Below are 16,034 nucleotides of genomic sequence, written 5' to 3' on the forward strand. Positions count from 1 at the left end.
TTATCCGCTAATGCAATCACATTGGAAATAGAAATTAAAAAATAACCGATTCTAATGAAGAAAGCCACGTTAATAAACGTGGCTTTTGGGATAGATAAATATCTAATCTAACAATTAGAAGTAAACGCGTAAACCAACACCGTAGCGGTTTTCGTTTAACTTAGTTTGCCCGTTAGCATTCGGACGAACACCCTCAACTTTCCCTGTTCCTCTTACTCGAGCGTGAGCATATTCAACATAAGCAACTACATTTTTGTTGAATGCATAATCTGAACCTAAGAGATATACATTTTCAGTCAATGCTTTCTTGTTATCAACCTTGGCTTCATAACCAGCTGCGGTAGTTAAGAAGTTACCCACTTTTAAACCCGCTGCTTTACCTTTATATTCGTTACGATCCCAAGCTGCATACACAGAAGCGTTATCTAAATATTGGTATTTAGCACCCACTTCGATAAAACGACCGACACCTTGCACTTTATCTTGTGTTTTATTTTTATGATGAGATTGTGCATATTCTACACCAAATGATACTGGTCCATAAACTAACTGAGAAGCTACACGCCATGCTGTTTTCTTGTCACCAGATGCGGTAGAATCCACAACGCCATTATTGCTCTTTTCTACGGTATAACCTGCATTGACATTTAAGCCTAAATTCTCAGTAAATTGACCCGCATAGAATACTGATGCACCATATGCATATTTCATATCTTCTGGTTGAGTAACTTTAGTTTTAGTTACAAGTTTGTAGTCAGTTCCAACCTTCTCAAGTTCTTGATAGGTTTCTGTTTTTGAATTGTGCTTTTTACCTTGACCAAAAGCATAATCAGCACCAAAACCTAACGTTTGACCTTCAGCTAATTGAAAATCAGCAGTACGGAAAGCAACAACTTTATCTCCCGCAGTAAAAAGATCATTATTTCCACCAAATAAGTAAGAGAAATCATTCAATTCTACATCATCACCAGAAGTAGTTTGTTTACCAAATGAAACACGGCCAACTTTATCTTTTTGCAATGCCAACCATAATCTATTAGTTTTGATGTTGTTAAATGACGAATCTGTATTCCATTTATCACCACCATCGTTGAAACGTAAACGTGTGAAAGCGGTTACTTTAACACCTTCACCTAAATCGTGTTGCGCTTTGAATTCTAAACGTGAGCCAACGTTACGAAGGTCAGCACGTTCATCTTTATTAAACTTACCTAAAGCGACTTCAACACGACCACCTACATCTACTTGTGTGCTATTGTTGTTATAAACTGTTGCTGCGCTTGCTGAAGTTGCTACAGCGGCAACGGCTAATGCTAATAATGTCTTTTTCATAATTAAATTCCTTTCAGAATTAAGTTGTTATAACAAATTTTAAAGTTAAGCTAAAACTTTTCTTAAAAGAAAATGTCAAAGCTGACTTCACCTGAAGCAGGGGTATCTTGGCAAAGAAATATTTAAGTGTCAATGCGAAATCTAAAAAAGTTCCCTGAATTCAGTGATCAAGATCACAAAATCAATAAAATCTTGATATGACATAAGATATTTACAAAAACCCACGGTTTATTACGTGGGTTTTGTTTAAATTTTAATAGAACGATGAAACTTAAGTTAGAATAGGAAACGCGCGCCCAATGCTACACGATGGTTTGCTTTTTCGTATTTGTTCATTTTTACTTTGAAAAACTTCAATAAAAATGACCGCACTTTGATCTTCAAACCAAAGTGCGGTCATTTTTTATGATTTTTCTTAATTAAGCATTTTCTATACTAAATGCAACCACTTCACTGATATTTTTTGCGCCAAGTGCAATCATAATTAAGCGATCTACGCCTAAGGCTACGCCAGCACAATTTGGCACACCAGCTTGGAGTGCAGCGAGAAAACGCTCATCAAGTTGGCGGATTGGTAAACCTAATTGTTCACGTTGGCGGTTATCTTGTTCAAAGCGATGGCGTTGTTCGTTTGCATCAGTAAGTTCATTAAAGCCGTTAGCCAATTCAATGCCTTTATAGTAGAACTCAAAACGCTCTGCCACGCGGTGATCTTCTGAGCTAATTTGTGCTAATGCTGCTTGTGTTGCGGGGAAATGATAAATGGCAACGGGGCGTTCTTGTCCAATATTTGGTTCAACCACAGCGCTGAATAAAAATTGTAGTAAGGTATCTCTCTCTTCATTTTCTGCTTGTTCCAGATGATATTCTTTCGCTTTGGCAATTAATTCTTCACGAGAGGCAGAAAGCGGATCTAGCCCGACATATTCTTGAAAGGCAAATTGATATGTCATACTTTCTGCGGGAGCGCAATCTAAAATTTGCTGTAATAAATCATCCACTTCATTGATAAGACGGTACATATCAAAATGCGGACGATACCATTCCAACATCGTGAACTCTGGGTTATGTTTTGTGCCAGCTTCTTCATTGCGGAACACTTTACAAAGCTGAAAAATCGCCCCACTTCCCGCAGCCAGTAGGCGTTTCATTGGGTATTCTGGGCTAGTTGAAAGCCATAAGGTTTTTGATTGATGTTTAAACGGTGAGGTGAATTCTGTGCTAAAGGTGGCAAGATGCACATCCGTTACGCCGAATTCACTTAAAATTGGTGTTTCGACTTCTAGCAATCCTCTGTCAGTAAAAAAGCGACGAATTTCAGCCATAATTTTGGCGCGAGCTAATAAATTTTGAATACTGGCTGTTGGTCGCCATTGTTCATTTTCAGTCATAAAGTGCCTCAGTCAATTCCTTTGTAAGAAAAGTGCGGTTATTTTACCTGAAATTTTTCAACAAGATGAGTTATTTTTACGCAATGTATTCATTCTAAAAGAGAAAAATTCTCATTAAGCTAGAGGATTCTCTCTAACTTTTTTGAGTTAGATCACACTTTGAAGCTTTGCTCACATTTTTTGATAAAAAAGTCTGATTTATTTTATAAAAGCGTGGCAAAATAAACTCACCCTAATAAATTTCATCTACTTTATATTGGAGGAAATCGTGCAAACTGTTAATGTCGATATTGCAATTGTTGGCGCTGGTGGCGGTGGTTTACGAGCAGCAATTGCAGCAGCACAGGCAAATCCAAATCTTAAAATTGCCTTAGTTTCAAAAGTTTACCCTATGCGTAGCCATACTGTCGCTGCCGAAGGCGGCGCGGCTGCAGTGATCAAGGAAGAAGATTCTTATGAAAAACATTTCCACGATACCGTAGCAGGGGGCGATTGGTTATGTGAACAAGATGTGGTGGAATACTTTGTAGAACATTCCCCTGTTGAGATGACGCAGTTAGAACGCTGGGGCTGTCCTTGGAGTCGTAAACAAGACGGTGATGTGAATGTGCGCCGTTTCGGTGGAATGAAGATTGAACGTACTTGGTTTGCTGCCGACAAAACAGGCTTCCACTTGTTACATACCCTCTTCCAAACTTCAATGCAATTCCCACAAATTCAACGCTTTGACGAACATTTTGTGTTAGATATTCTGGTTGATGACGGCCATGCTCGTGGTATGGTGGCAATGAATATGATGGAAGGCACATTGGTACAAATCAATGCAAATGCTGTGATTATCGCCACTGGTGGTGGTTGCCGTGCGTTCCGCTTTAATACAAATGGCGGTATTGTAACGGGTGATGGGTTATCAATGGCATATCGTCACGGTGTGCCATTGCGTGATATGGAGTTTGTGCAATATCACCCAACAGGTTTACCAAATACGGGAATTTTGATGACTGAAGGATGCCGTGGTGAAGGGGGCATTTTAGTCAATAAAGATGGCTATCGCTATTTGCAAGATTATGGTTTAGGCCCTGAAACGCCAATTGGTAAACCTGAAAATAAATATATGGAATTAGGTCCGCGTGATAAAGTGTCTCAAGCATTCTGGCAAGAATGGCGTAAAGGCAATACCTTAAAAACGGAAAAAGGGGTAGATGTAGTTCACCTTGATTTACGCCATTTAGGTGAAAAATATTTGCACGAACGTTTACCATTTATTTGTGAACTCGCGAATGCTTATGAAGGCGTTGATCCTGCTAAAGCCCCTATTCCCGTGCGTCCTGTTGTGCATTATACAATGGGGGGGATTGAAGTGGATTTCAACAGTGAAACTCGCATTAAAGGTTTATTTGCTGTGGGTGAATGTGCTTCTTCAGGCTTGCATGGGGCGAACCGTTTAGGTTCAAATTCATTAGCGGAACTTGTTGTGCTAGGACGTGTTGCTGGGGAATATGCTGCTCAACGCGCAAGTGAAGCAAGCCCTGCAAACCAAAATGCAGTCAATGCACAAGCACAAGATGTGGTACAACGTTTAGAAGATCTTTATAACCAAGAAGGCACAGAATCTTGGTCGCAAATTCGTGATGAGATGGGCGATTCAATGGAAGAAGGTTGCGGTATTTATCGTACTCAAGAAAGTATGCAACAAACGGTTGATAAAATTGCCGAGCTAAAAGAACGTTATAAACGGATTCGTATTGCCGATCGCTCAAGTGTCTTCAACACCAATGTGCTTTATACTGTTGAACTTGGCTATATTTTAGATGTTGCACAATCTATCGCTAATTCGGCGATTGAACGTAAAGAATCTCGTGGTGCTCACCAACGTTTAGACTATACAGAACGTGATGATGTGAATTATTTAAAACACACCTTAGCTTTCTATAATGCAGAAGGTGCGCCTCGCATTGAATATAGCCCAGTAAAAATCACAAAATCTCAACCAGCAAAACGTGTTTATGGTGCGGAAGCAGAAGCTCAAGAAGCAGCTGCAAAAGCTAAGGAGCAAGCAAATGGCTAATCAAGCGATTATGAATGTTGAAGTTCTGCGTTATAACCCAGAGCAAGATAAAGAACCTTATTTAAGAACCTATCAAGTGCCTTATGATAGCCAAACTTCATTGCTTGATGCACTTGGCTATATTAAAGACAAACTTGAGCCTGAACTGTCTTATCGTTGGTCTTGCCGTATGGCAATTTGTGGTTCTTGCGGAATGATGGTTAATAATAAACCTAAACTTGCCTGTAAAACATTTTTGCGTGATTACAGTGGACATATGCGTATTGAACCGTTGGCTAATTTCCCAATAGAACGGGATCTTGTTGTTGATCTAAGCCACTTTATTGAAAGTCTAGAAAGTATTAAACCTTATATTATTGGTAATGAAGCGCCACCACTAGATGGTAATCCGCATCCATCTGCTGAACTGGCAAAAAGTCGAACCAAACAAACACCCGCACAATTAGAGAAATATCGCCAGTTCTCAATGTGTATTAATTGCGGGCTATGTTATGCAGCTTGTCCACAATTTGGCTTAAATCCTGAATTTGTAGGTCCTGCTGCGATTACACTTGCTCATCGTTATAACCTTGATAACCGTGATCACGGCAAAGCAGAACGGATGAAAATTCTGAATGGGGATAATGGGGTATGGAGCTGCACATTCGTGGGTTACTGCTCAGAAGTTTGTCCAAAACACGTTAATCCAGCCTCCGCTGTTAACCAAGGCAAAATCGAAAGTGCAAAAGATTATGTTTTGGCAATGTTAAAACCACAAAACTAAGGAGGAGTAAAATGACAGCAACCGCAAGCAAACGCAAAAAATATGTGCGTGAAATCACACCTACTTGGTGGAAAAAGTTAGATTTTTACAAATTTTATGTATTACGCGAAAGCACTGCAGTTCCTACTCTTTGGTTTTGTTTAGAACTATTCTATGGGTTAATCTCCTTAGGAAATGGAACCTTTGCTACAAACTTTATTCATTTTTTACAAAATCCCGTTGTTGTGATATTGAACATCATCACGCTTGGTGCCGTGTTATTAAATAGCTTTACATTTTTTAATATGGCTCCTCAGATGGTAAATATCATTGTAAAAAATGAGCGTATCAATGCGACATTACTTTCTCGCATTTTCTGGGCAATCACTGCATTGGTGAGTATTATTGTCTTAATCTTAGTATAGGAATGAGCATATGAACAAACAAAATCCAAAACGTTCTAATGAACCTGCTGTATGGCTATTATTTGGTGCAGGTGGCGCAATCAGTGCGGTATTCTTTCCCGTTCTTGTACTGATTTTCGGCTTTTTACTCCCTTTTGGGTTAGTTTCGCCAGAAAATATTATTGCATTTGCTGGAACTTGGATCGGAAAATTAATTATTCTTGCCTTATTAATTTTCCCAGCGTGGTGTGGTATTCATCGTGTCCATCTAGGTTTACACGATTTTAAAGTACATATTCCTGCAGCTGGATTTATTTTTTATGGACTTGCTGGATTATTTTCACTACTGACACTTTTCGCTGTATGGCATATTTAAGATAAAAAGGAAAACAAAAACCTTTTCTTGTGAAAAGGTTTTTTATCGTTATTTAATTCATAAAAAACACCGCACTTTTTGTTGCGGTGTTTCTGTTAAAAAGCATTACGCAATGATACTGACGTTTTCGGCTTTTTTTCCTCTTTTATCATCAACAATATCAAACGCGACGGCTTGACCTTCTTTTAAGGTGCGAAATCCATTTGATTGAATTGCTGAGAAATGCACAAACACTTCTTCGCCACCTTCTGATTGTAAAAAACCAAACCCTTTTGCTTCATTGAACCATTTTACGGTTCCATTATTTCTAGACATTTCAAATCCTAAGTTAAATCTAATCTTAGATAACGTAATAATATTATGATGATAAAATAAAAAACTTTAAATATAGCCACAGATTATTAATTGTTATCTCTACTGCTTAAAAAAGCAGTTGCCATACTAACAGCATCGCGATGAAATAGCACCTTTTATTTGCAATAAATCCAATTTATTTTTTAATTGGCTAATTTATTGAGTAATTTTTGATGAATGCCTCCAAAGCTGCCATTTGACATTACTAAAATATGATCGTTTGGTTTTGCCTCTGCTACAATCATATCAACCAATTTGTCTAAATTGCCAGTCCAGCTAGCTGGTTGGACGCATTGGTTTGCGATTTCTACCACATCCCATGGAATGTTATCTGGCTGCAATAAAAAAATATGATCGGCACGAACCAGTGCTGGCGCGAGTTCATCTTTATGTACGCCCATTTTCATTGTATTAGAGCGCGGTTCTAATACCGCCAAAATCCGCACTCCACCGCCAACTTTATCGCGAAGTGCGGTTAGCGTAGCAAGAATTTCTGCGGGGTGATGTGCAAAATCGTCATAAACACTAATGCCATTAACTTCCCCTTTGAGTTCTAAGCGGCGTTTTGCATTAATGAAACTCGCTAAAGCGCTACAAGCATTTTCAATGGATACGCCTGCGTGATAAGCAGCGGCAATCGCCATTAATGCATTATGCATATTATGCTGACCAACAATATTCCATTTCACTTCTGCGACTTTTTCACCAAAATGATACACAGAAAATTCGGTGCAATCATTGGTAATACGTTCCGCATACCATTCTTGGTTTTCTCCTAAAAATTGTTGTTCAGACCAACAGCCCATTTCTAGTGTTTCTTTTACGCTTTGTTCGTTGGCGAAAGAAAGAATACGACCACTTGCCGGAATGGTGCGAATCATATGATGAAATTGGCGCTGGATCGCTTTTAGATCATCAAAAATATCAGCGTGGTCAAAGCCGATATTATTAATAATTAATGTTTTTGGTGCGTAATGAATAAATTTAGAACGTTTATCAAAAAATGCCGTATCATATTCATCGGCTTCAATCACAAAATAAGGGCTTTGTCCTAGACGCGCTGAAGTGCCAAAATTGCCCGCAATACCACCGATTAAAAAGCCCGGGTTTAACCCGTTTTTCTCTAAAATCCAAGTGAGCATACCAGTTGTTGTCGTTTTGCCGTGCGTACCTGAAACAGCAAGCACCCAGCGATCACGTAATAAATTATCATGTAACCATTGTGGGCCTGAGGTATAAGGCAAACCATTCTCAAGCACATATTCTACGCAAGGATTGCCCCGTTTCATTGCATTTCCAATTAAAACTAAATCTGGCGCTGGCTCAAGCTGAGCGGGATCGTAATTGGGAATAATGTCAATCTGATTTTCCTGCAAAAAGGTACTCATTGGTGGATACACATTAACATCTGAGCCCGTTACTTTATATCCCATTTGTTTGGCAATAATTGCCACACCGCCCATAAAAGTGCCGCAAATTCCAAGAATATGAATATGTTTTTGTGTCATTTTTTTATCTCTTATATACAAAAAACGAAAATAAAATGTGCCTGAGATCACAAACTCAATAAGAGATTATTTCTCTTGCTCAAAGGGTAGTTATAATAAATCAACTTTTTTAGACTGTACAACTTATTCATTAAAAAATAGGAATAAATTATGAAAACGTTAGGGCAATTTATTGTTGAGAAGCAAGCGGAATATCCTAATGCGAAAGGAGAGCTTTCAGGTATTCTTTCTTCAATTCGTTTGGTTGCGAAGGTTATTCATCGCGACATTAATAAAGCAGGATTAACCAATAATATTATTGGTAATTCAGGGGTTGAAAATGTGCAAGGTGAAGTGCAAATGAAATTAGATTTATTTGCCCATAATACAATGAAACAAGCTCTCATTGCACGAGAAGAAGTGGCGGGCTTTGCTTCTGAGGAAGAAGAAAATTTTGTTGCTTTTGATACGGAACGAGGGCGGAATGCAAAATATGTTATTTTAACCGATCCTTTAGATGGCTCATCGAATATTGATGTGAATGTTGCCGTTGGGACGATTTTTTCTATCTATAAGCGCGTCTCTCCCATTGGCTCACCGGTTACCTTAGCAGATTTTTTACAGCCCGGACATCGCCAAGTGGCGGCAGGTTATATTGTTTATGGTTCATCAACAATGCTAGTTTATACCACTGGTAATGGCGTTAATGGCTTTACTTACGATCCTTCATTAGGGGTATTTTGCCTTTCACATGAGAATATTCAAATGCCACCAACAGGAAAAATTTATTCAATCAATGAAGGGCAATACCTTAAATTTCCATTAGGTGTGAAAAAGTATATTAAATACTGCCAAGAAGAAGATAAAGCCACTCAACGTCCTTATACTTCACGCTATATTGGTTCTTTAGTTTCTGATTTCCACCGTAATTTATTAAAAGGCGGTATTTATATTTATCCAAGTGCCACAAATTATCCAAATGGTAAACTTCGTTTACTTTATGAAGGCAATCCAATGGCATTTTTAGCGGAACAAGCCGGTGGTTTGGCAACGAATGGAGAAAGTCGGATTTTAGATATTCAGCCAACTGAATTACACCAACGTTCACCGCTTTTTATTGGCTCAAAAGAGATGGTAGAAAAAGCACAAGATTTTATGGGCGAATTTAATTAAGCAATACAAAGACAACAATTTTTATAATAGGATAAGATAAAAATCTCTTCCCGCTCGTAATTTTAAGTGCGGTATGATTTTTGATATTTTTTGATGATAAAGGAGTAATTCATTCCCTTATCCATTCACTATGTACTTTTAAGTCCCTCTTTTAATTTTAGGCTGTAGCAGATAAGTTCTAAATCCCACACCATTATAATAATGTTTGGGGCTGTCCTAGATAACGACTAAAAACTCTATTTAGGTTAAAATGACCAAATGAGAAAAAGTCGCTTAAGTCAGCATAAACAAAATAAACTCATTGAGCTGTTTGTCGCAGGCGTTACTGCAAGAACAGCAGCTGAGCGAGTAAATGTAAACAAAACGACGGCAGCGTATTACTTTCATCGCTTACGATTACTTATTTATCAAAACAGCTCCCATTTGGAAATGTTTGATGGCGAAATTGAAGCCGATGAAAGCTATTTCGGTGGCATTCGCAAAGGCAAACGAGGGCGAGGTGTAGCAGGTAAAACGGCTGTATTTGGGCTTTTAAAGCGCAATGGTAAGGTTTACCCCGTCACGGTGCCAAATACCCAATCTGCGACATTGTTGCCAATCATTCGCGAGCAAGTAAAGCCTGATAGTATTGTTTACACTGATTTCTACCGAAGTTATGATGTACTTGACGTAAGTGAATTTAACCATTTTCGCATCAATCACAGTACACACTTTGCAGAAAAACAAAATCACATTAACGGAATTGAGAATTTCTGGAATCAAGCGAAACGCCATTTACGCAGGTTTAACGGTATTCCTAAATCCCATTTTGAGCTTTATTTGAAGGAATGCGAATGGCGTTTTAATAATAGTAACTTAAAATCTCAAATTTCTATTTTAAAACAATTAGTTAAAGGGAATTTAGCCTAGTTATCTAGGACAGCCCCTAATGTTTTTCTTCCATCTAGTGAATACTTGCATTGAACTAAATACCGATTGCAGCTATGCAACCCAGCATATTAGGGCATATATCAACCTCAATTCAAATCAAAGTGCGGTGTAATTTTGACAGATTTTTCTTGCATCTTTTTTCTCTTACTTATGTCTTTATACCCCAAACATATCAGACATAATTAATAGCTATTAAATATACTTATATATAATATCTTTTATCTTTGGGTTATGACTTAATCTAGCCTATTCATTCTCACTGACGCTTATCTGCTTTATTCCCTAAAACACAAAAAACGCCACTGAGTTCCCTCAATGGCGTTCTTCTTTCATTCAAAACCTGGCGGTGCCCTACTCTCACATGGGAAGCTCCCACACTACCATCGGCGTTACAGCGTTTCACTTCTAAGTTCGGCATGGATTTAGGTGGGTCCACTGCACTAACGCCGCCAAGATAATTCTTTCGCTTATCTAAAGCTTATCTCTTTTCTTTACAGACTTCAAAGCATTCCGCTCTAAAATCCCTACTCTTTCAATCAAAAACAAGCCAAAACCCTTGAGTGTTGTATAGTTAAGCCTCTCGGGCAATTAGTACTGGTTAGCTCAACGACTCACATCGCTTACACACCCAGCCTATCTACGTCTTAGTCTCAAACAACCCTTACCAACTTAAAGTCGGGGAGAACTCATCTTAAGGCAAGTTTCGTGCTTAGATGCTTTCAGCACTTATCTCTTCCGCATTTAGCTACCCAGCAATGCCTCTGGCGAGACAACTGGTACACCAGTGATGCGTCCACTCCGGTCCTCTCGTACTAGGAGCAGCCCCTCTCAATTCTCCAACGCCCACGGCAGATAGGGACCGAACTGTCTCACGACGTTCTAAACCCAGCTCGCGTACCACTTTAAATGGCGAACAGCCATACCCTTGGGACCTACTTCAGCCCCAGGATGTGATGAGCCGACATCGAGGTGCCAAACACCGCCGTCGATATGAACTCTTGGGCGGTATCAGCCTGTTATCCCCGGAGTACCTTTTATCCGTTGAGCGATGGCCCTTCCATTCAGAACCACCGGATCACTATGACCTGCTTTCGCACCTGCTCGACTTGTCTGTCTCGCAGTTAAGCTTGCTTATACCATTGCACTAACCTGACGATGTCCGACCGTCATTAGCAAACCTTCGTGCTCCTCCGTTACGCTTTGGGAGGAGACCGCCCCAGTCAAACTACCCACCAGACACTGTCCGAACACCCGTTTCAGGCGCTTCGTTAGAACATCAAACGTTAAAGGGTGGTATTTCAACAACGACTCCACGATAACTGGCGTTACCGCTTCATAGTCTCCCACCTATCCTACACATCAAAATTCAAGGTTCAGTGTCAAGCTATAGTAAAGGTTCACGGGGTCTTTCCGTCTAGCCGCGGGTACACCGCATCTTCACGGCGATTTCAATTTCACTGAGTCTCGGGTGGAGACAGCCTGGCCATCATTATGCCATTCGTGCAGGTCGGAACTTACCCGACAAGGAATTTCGCTACCTTAGGACCGTTATAGTTACGGCCGCCGTTTACTGGGGCTTCGATCAGGCGCTTCTCTTTCGATTACACCATCAATTAACCTTCCAGCACCGGGCAGGCATCACACCCTATACGTCCACTTTCGTGTTTGCAGAGTGCTGTGTTTTTAATAAACAGTTGCAGCCAGCTGGTATCTTCGACTGGTTCATGCTCCATTCGCAAAGAACTTCACACTACGCCAGCGCACCTTCTCCCGAAGTTACGGTGCTATTTTGCCTAGTTCCTTCACCCGAGTTCTCTCAAGCGCCTGAGTATTCTCTACCTGACCACCTGTGTCGGTTTTCAGTACGGTTTAGTAAAGCCTGAAGCTTAGTGGCTTTTCCTGGAAGTGTGGTATCAGTTACTTCAGCTCCTTAGAGCCTCGTCATCATCTCTCTGTGTTCACAGTAGACCGGATTTGCCTAGTCTACCCACCTACCAACTTAAACGTACATCTCCAACAGTACGCTAACCTAACCTTCTCCGTCCCCACATCGCAGCTTTACCAAGTACGGGAATATTAACCCGTTTCCCATCGACTACGCTTTTCAGCCTCGCCTTAGGGGCCGACTCACCCTGCCCCGATTAACGTTGGACAGGAACCCTTGGTCTTCCGGCGAACGGGTTTTTCACCCGTTTTATCGTTACTTATGTCAGCATTCGCACTTGTGATACGTCCAGCAATCCTCTCGAACCACCTTCTTCCGCTTACACAACGCTCCCCTACCCAACAGGCGTATCACTAATCCTCTCTACTTCTCCTTCACTCAACGTGTTGGACGCTTAACCGACTTGCTTCGCAAGTCGTTAATCGTAAAGGCGTATTAGTGATACGCCTGATGCCGCAGCTTCGGTACTATATTTTAGCCCCGTTACATCTTCCGCGCAGGCCGACTCGACTAGTGAGCTATTACGCTTTCTTTAAATGGTGGCTGCTTCTAAGCCAACATCCTAGCTGTCTAAGCCTTCCCACTTCGTTTCCCACTTAATATAGATTTTGGGACCTTAGCTGGCGGTCTGGGTTGTTTCCCTCTCCACGACGGACGTTAGCACCCGCCGTGTGTCTCCTGTGCAGTACTCTTTGGTATTCGGAGTTTGCATCGGTTTGGTAACCCGGGATGGGCCCCTAGCCGAAACAGTGCTCTACCCCCAAAGGTATTCACACAAGGCTCTACCTAAATAGATTTCGGGGAGAACCAGCTATCTCCCGGTTTGATTGGCCTTTCACCCCCAGCCACAGGTCATCCGCTAATTTTTCAACATTAGTCGGTTCGGTCCTCCAGTTAGTGTTACCCAACCTTCAACCTGCCCATGGCTAGATCACCGGGTTTCGGGTCTATACCTTGCAACTAGCCGCCCAGTTAAGACTCGGTTTCCCTTCGGCTCCCTTATTCAGTTAACCTCGCTACAAAATATAAGTCGCTGACCCATTATACAAAAGGTACGCAGTCACCCCATCACTCAATCCCACTGCTATTTTTGGGGGTTAAATTTTTACTTCGTAAAAATTAACCTTTCAGTGCGGTATTTTTTTACTAAACGTCCATCACTCAATAGGCTTGAGTGATGGGGCTCCCACTGCTTGTACGTACAGGGTTTCAGGTTCTATTTCACTCCCCTCACCGGGGTTCTTTTCGCCTTTCCTTCACAGTACTGGTTCACTATCGGTCAATCAGGAGTATTTAGCCTTGGAGGATGGTCCCCCCATCTTCAAACAGGATTCCTCGTGTCCCGCCCTACTTCTCGTAAGCTTAGTACCACATGCGATTTTTCAGATACGGGGCTATCACCCTGTTTCGCTTGACTTCCCAGTCAATTCTCCTAAATCACTTGCTATCACTTACTGGCTACTCCGCTTTCGCTCGCCGCTACTCACAGAATCTCGGTTGATTTCTTTTCCTCGGGGTACTTAGATGTTTCAGTTCTCCCGGTTCGCCTTGTTTACCTAGTTTATTCAGTAAACAATGATAGGTTCTTCACCTATCGGGTTTCCCCATTCGGACATCGTGGGTTAAACGCTTCTTATCAACTCACCCACGCTTTTCGCAGATTAGCACGTCCTTCTTCGCCTCTGATTGCCAAGGCATCCGCCCTGTACGCTTTCTCACTTAACTATACAACCTCAAGGATTTTTTTCCTTAAAGCTATCGTCATTCGTTGAGAATCGCTTACTTGCTTTTGTTCAAGTAAGTCTTCTTCTACTCAGACTTCTTCAATTCAATGATAAACTTTATCCTTTATCACCGGCTTGAAAGTCTCTTCAGTTTTCAGCTTGTTTTTACATTGTTAAAGAGCAAATAGGATAATACTAATTATGTGTACTATCATTACTAAATTCTCTGACTAAAATCTATCTTAAGTATATATACTTAAGATAACCTAAAAGAACTTACTAATGATTTACATCTCATTAAATGATTTGGTGGAGATAAGCGGGATCGAACCGCTGACCTCCTGCGTGCAAGGCAGGCGCTCTCCCAGCTGAGCTATATCCCCAATCATTTCTTCTTCATCACTTGAGTGGTGGGTCTGAGTGGACTTGAACCACCGACCTCACCCTTATCAGGGGTGCGCTCTAACCACCTGAGCTACAGACCCTCAAGGATTTGGGTATTCCTTTGCTTCTCATTGTCTAACATCAATCAACCAATCTGTGTGAACATTCGTCTTCTCTTCGGTAAGGAGGTGATCCAACCGCAGGTTCCCCTACGGTTACCTTGTTACGACTTCACCCCAGTCATGAATCATACCGTGGTAAACGCCCCCCTCTCGGTTAAGCTATCTACTTCTGGTACAACCCACTCCCATGGTGTGACGGGCGGTGTGTACAAGGCCCGGGAACGTATTCACCGCGACATTCTGATTCGCGATTACTAGCGATTCCGACTTCATGGAGTCGAGTTGCAGACTCCAATCCGGACTTAGATGCACTTTCTGAGATTCGCTCACCCTCGCAGGCTCGCTTCCCTCTGTATGCACCATTGTAGCACGTGTGTAGCCCTACTCGTAAGGGCCATGATGACTTGACGTCATCCCCACCTTCCTCCAGTTTATCACTGGCAGTCTCCTTTGAGTTCCCACCCATAGTGCTGGCAACAAAGGATAAGGGTTGCGCTCGTTGCGGGACTTAACCCAACATTTCACAACACGAGCTGACGACAGCCATGCAGCACCTGTCTCAAAGCTCCCGAAGGCACAGTCTTATCTCTAAGACCTTCTTTGGATGTCAAGAGTAGGTAAGGTTCTTCGCGTTGCATCGAATTAAACCACATGCTCCACCGCTTGTGCGGGCCCCCGTCAATTCATTTGAGTTTTAACCTTGCGGCCGTACTCCCCAGGCGGTCGATTTATCACGTTAGCTACGGGCGCCAAGCTCAAAGCCCAACCCCCAAATCGACAGCGTTTACAGCGTGGACTACCAGGGTATCTAATCCTGTTTGCTCCCCACGCTTTCGCACATGAGCGTCAGTATCTCCCCAAGGGGCTGCCTTCGCCTTCGGTATTCCTCCACATCTCTACGCATTTCACCGCTACACGTGGAATTCTACCCCTCCCTAGAGTACTCTAGTAAACCAGTCTGAAATGCAATTCCCAAGTTAAGCTCGGGGATTTCACATCTCACTTAATTTACCGCCTGCGTGCCCTTTACGCCCAGTTATTCCGATTAACGCTCGCACCCTCCGTATTACCGCGGCTGCTGGCACGGAGTTAGCCGGTGCTTCTTCTGTGACTAACGTCAAACAAACGCGCTATTAACACGTCCACCTTCCTCATCACCGAAAGAACTTTACAACCCGAAGGCCTTCTTCATTCACGCGGCATGGCTGCGTCAGGGTTCCCCCCATTGCGCAATATTCCCCACTGCTGCCTCCCGTAGGAGTCTGGGCCGTGTCTCAGTCCCAGTGTGGCTGGTCATCCTCTCAGACCAGCTAGAGATCGCAGGCTTGGTAGGCCTTTACCCCACCAACTACCTAATCCCACTTGGGCTCACCTTATGGCTAGTGGCCTTGCGGTCCCACTACTTTAATCCTCAGATATTACGCGGTGTTAGCCATCGTTTCCAATGGTTATCCCCCTCCATAAAACAGATTCCCAAGCATTACTCACCCGTCCGCCACTCGTCAGCATCGAAAGCAAGCTTTCAACCCGTTACCGTTCGACTTGCATGTGTTAAGCCTGCCGCCAGCGTTCAATCTGAGCCATGATCAAACTCTTCAGTTT

The 16,034-nt window shown here is 42.0% G+C and carries 10 protein-coding genes, 2 tRNA genes and 3 rRNA genes; 6 read left to right on the forward strand and 9 right to left on the reverse strand.

The window, feature by feature from the left end; genetic code table 11:
* Nucleotides 1-114: 114 nt before the first annotated feature.
* Together L5B83_RS01175 and epmA are read right to left on the reverse strand one after the other, a co-directional pair.
* A complete protein-coding gene (locus tag L5B83_RS01175; protein ID WP_265777296.1) occupies nt 115-1,332 on the reverse strand; it encodes a porin in 1,218 nt (405 codons plus the stop codon).
* A 419-nt stretch (nt 1,333-1,751) separates the two neighbouring features.
* A complete protein-coding gene (epmA, locus tag L5B83_RS01180; protein ID WP_250350638.1) occupies nt 1,752-2,723 on the reverse strand; it encodes an elongation factor P--(R)-beta-lysine ligase in 972 nt (323 codons plus the stop codon).
* Nucleotides 2,724-2,991: 268 nt separating this feature from the next.
* On the opposite strand from epmA, the gene frdA reads away from it, so the two are divergent.
* The 4 genes from frdA to frdD are packed head-to-tail and all read left to right on the forward strand — an operon-like array spanning nt 2,992 to nt 6,313.
* The gene (gene frdA / locus L5B83_RS01185; RefSeq protein WP_250350639.1) at nt 2,992-4,791 is read left to right on the forward strand and encodes a fumarate reductase (quinol) flavoprotein subunit; all 1,800 of its coding nucleotides are present in this window, start codon (nt 2,992-2,994) and stop codon (nt 4,789-4,791) included.
* Nucleotides 4,784-5,554 carry a succinate dehydrogenase/fumarate reductase iron-sulfur subunit gene (locus L5B83_RS01190; protein ID WP_250350640.1) on the forward strand — a complete coding sequence of 257 codons (771 nt, stop codon included), beginning with the start codon at nt 4,784-4,786 and terminating at the stop codon, nt 5,552-5,554. Before frdA ends, L5B83_RS01190 begins: the two co-directional genes overlap by 8 nt.
* 11 nt (nt 5,555-5,565) lie before the next feature.
* Nucleotides 5,566-5,958 carry a fumarate reductase subunit FrdC gene (gene frdC / locus L5B83_RS01195; RefSeq protein WP_250350641.1) on the forward strand — a complete coding sequence of 131 codons (393 nt, stop codon included), beginning with the start codon at nt 5,566-5,568 and terminating at the stop codon, nt 5,956-5,958.
* Between the two features lie 10 nt (nt 5,959-5,968).
* Complete coding sequence (gene frdD / locus L5B83_RS01200; protein WP_250350642.1) at nt 5,969-6,313, forward strand: fumarate reductase subunit FrdD; 345 nt, start codon at nt 5,969-5,971, stop codon at nt 6,311-6,313.
* Nucleotides 6,314-6,418: 105 nt separating this feature from the next.
* Here frdD and L5B83_RS01205 read toward each other — a convergent pair whose 3' ends face one another.
* Complete coding sequence (locus tag L5B83_RS01205; RefSeq protein ID WP_250350646.1) at nt 6,419-6,628, reverse strand: cold-shock protein; 210 nt, start codon at nt 6,626-6,628, stop codon at nt 6,419-6,421.
* Between the two features lie 182 nt (nt 6,629-6,810).
* A complete protein-coding gene (gene mpl, locus L5B83_RS01210) occupies nt 6,811-8,175 on the reverse strand; it encodes a UDP-N-acetylmuramate:L-alanyl-gamma-D-glutamyl-meso-diaminopimelate ligase (RefSeq protein WP_265777298.1) in 1,365 nt (454 codons plus the stop codon).
* Nucleotides 8,176-8,325: 150 nt separating this feature from the next.
* Here mpl and fbp point away from each other — a divergent pair, with 150 nt between their 5' ends.
* Together fbp and L5B83_RS01220 are read left to right on the forward strand one after the other, a co-directional pair.
* Nucleotides 8,326-9,327, forward strand: a complete 1,002-nt coding sequence (gene fbp, locus L5B83_RS01215) for a class 1 fructose-bisphosphatase (protein WP_265777299.1) — start codon at nt 8,326-8,328, stop codon at nt 9,325-9,327.
* A gap of 258 nt (nt 9,328-9,585) precedes the next feature.
* A complete protein-coding gene (locus L5B83_RS01220; protein WP_265777300.1) occupies nt 9,586-10,236 on the forward strand; it encodes an IS1595 family transposase in 651 nt (216 codons plus the stop codon).
* Between the two features lie 359 nt (nt 10,237-10,595).
* Here the strand turns inward: L5B83_RS01220 and rrf are convergent.
* The 5 genes from rrf to L5B83_RS01245 all read right to left on the reverse strand — a co-directional run bounded on the left by rrf (nt 10,596) and on the right by L5B83_RS01245 (nt 16,034).
* A 5S ribosomal RNA gene (gene rrf / locus L5B83_RS01225) occupies nt 10,596-10,711 on the reverse strand.
* A 113-nt stretch (nt 10,712-10,824) separates the two neighbouring features.
* Nucleotides 10,825-13,927, reverse strand: a 23S ribosomal RNA gene (locus tag L5B83_RS01230).
* A gap of 306 nt (nt 13,928-14,233) precedes the next feature.
* A tRNA-Ala gene (locus tag L5B83_RS01235) sits at nt 14,234-14,309 on the reverse strand.
* A 25-nt stretch (nt 14,310-14,334) separates the two neighbouring features.
* A tRNA-Ile gene (locus L5B83_RS01240) sits at nt 14,335-14,411 on the reverse strand.
* 80 nt (nt 14,412-14,491) lie between these two features.
* A 16S ribosomal RNA gene (locus L5B83_RS01245) occupies nt 14,492-16,034 on the reverse strand.
* The 16S, 23S and 5S rRNA genes sit together here with 2 tRNA genes alongside, the layout of an rRNA operon.

The organism is Avibacterium sp. 21-599 (genome assembly GCF_026226765.1).
Taxonomy (GTDB): domain Bacteria; phylum Pseudomonadota; class Gammaproteobacteria; order Enterobacterales; family Pasteurellaceae; genus Avibacterium.

Excerpts from the sequence above, each read along its gene's own strand:
- L5B83_RS01175 (WP_265777296.1), bottom strand. The coding sequence starts at position 1,332 with ATGAAAAAGACATTATTAGCATTAGCCGTTGCCGCTGTAGCAACTTCA.
- epmA (WP_250350638.1), bottom strand. The coding sequence starts at position 2,723 with ATGACTGAAAATGAACAATGGCGACCAACAGCCAGTATTCAAAATTTA.
- L5B83_RS01190 (WP_250350640.1), top strand. The coding sequence starts at position 4,784 with ATGGCTAATCAAGCGATTATGAATGTTGAAGTTCTGCGTTATAACCCA.
- frdC (WP_250350641.1), top strand. The coding sequence starts at position 5,566 with ATGACAGCAACCGCAAGCAAACGCAAAAAATATGTGCGTGAAATCACA.
- frdD (WP_250350642.1), top strand. The coding sequence starts at position 5,969 with ATGAACAAACAAAATCCAAAACGTTCTAATGAACCTGCTGTATGGCTA.
- L5B83_RS01205 (WP_250350646.1), bottom strand. The coding sequence starts at position 6,628 with ATGTCTAGAAATAATGGAACCGTAAAATGGTTCAATGAAGCAAAAGGG.
- mpl (WP_265777298.1), bottom strand. The coding sequence starts at position 8,175 with ATGACACAAAAACATATTCATATTCTTGGAATTTGCGGCACTTTTATG.
- fbp (WP_265777299.1), top strand. The coding sequence starts at position 8,326 with ATGAAAACGTTAGGGCAATTTATTGTTGAGAAGCAAGCGGAATATCCT.
- L5B83_RS01220 (WP_265777300.1), top strand. The coding sequence starts at position 9,586 with ATGAGAAAAAGTCGCTTAAGTCAGCATAAACAAAATAAACTCATTGAG.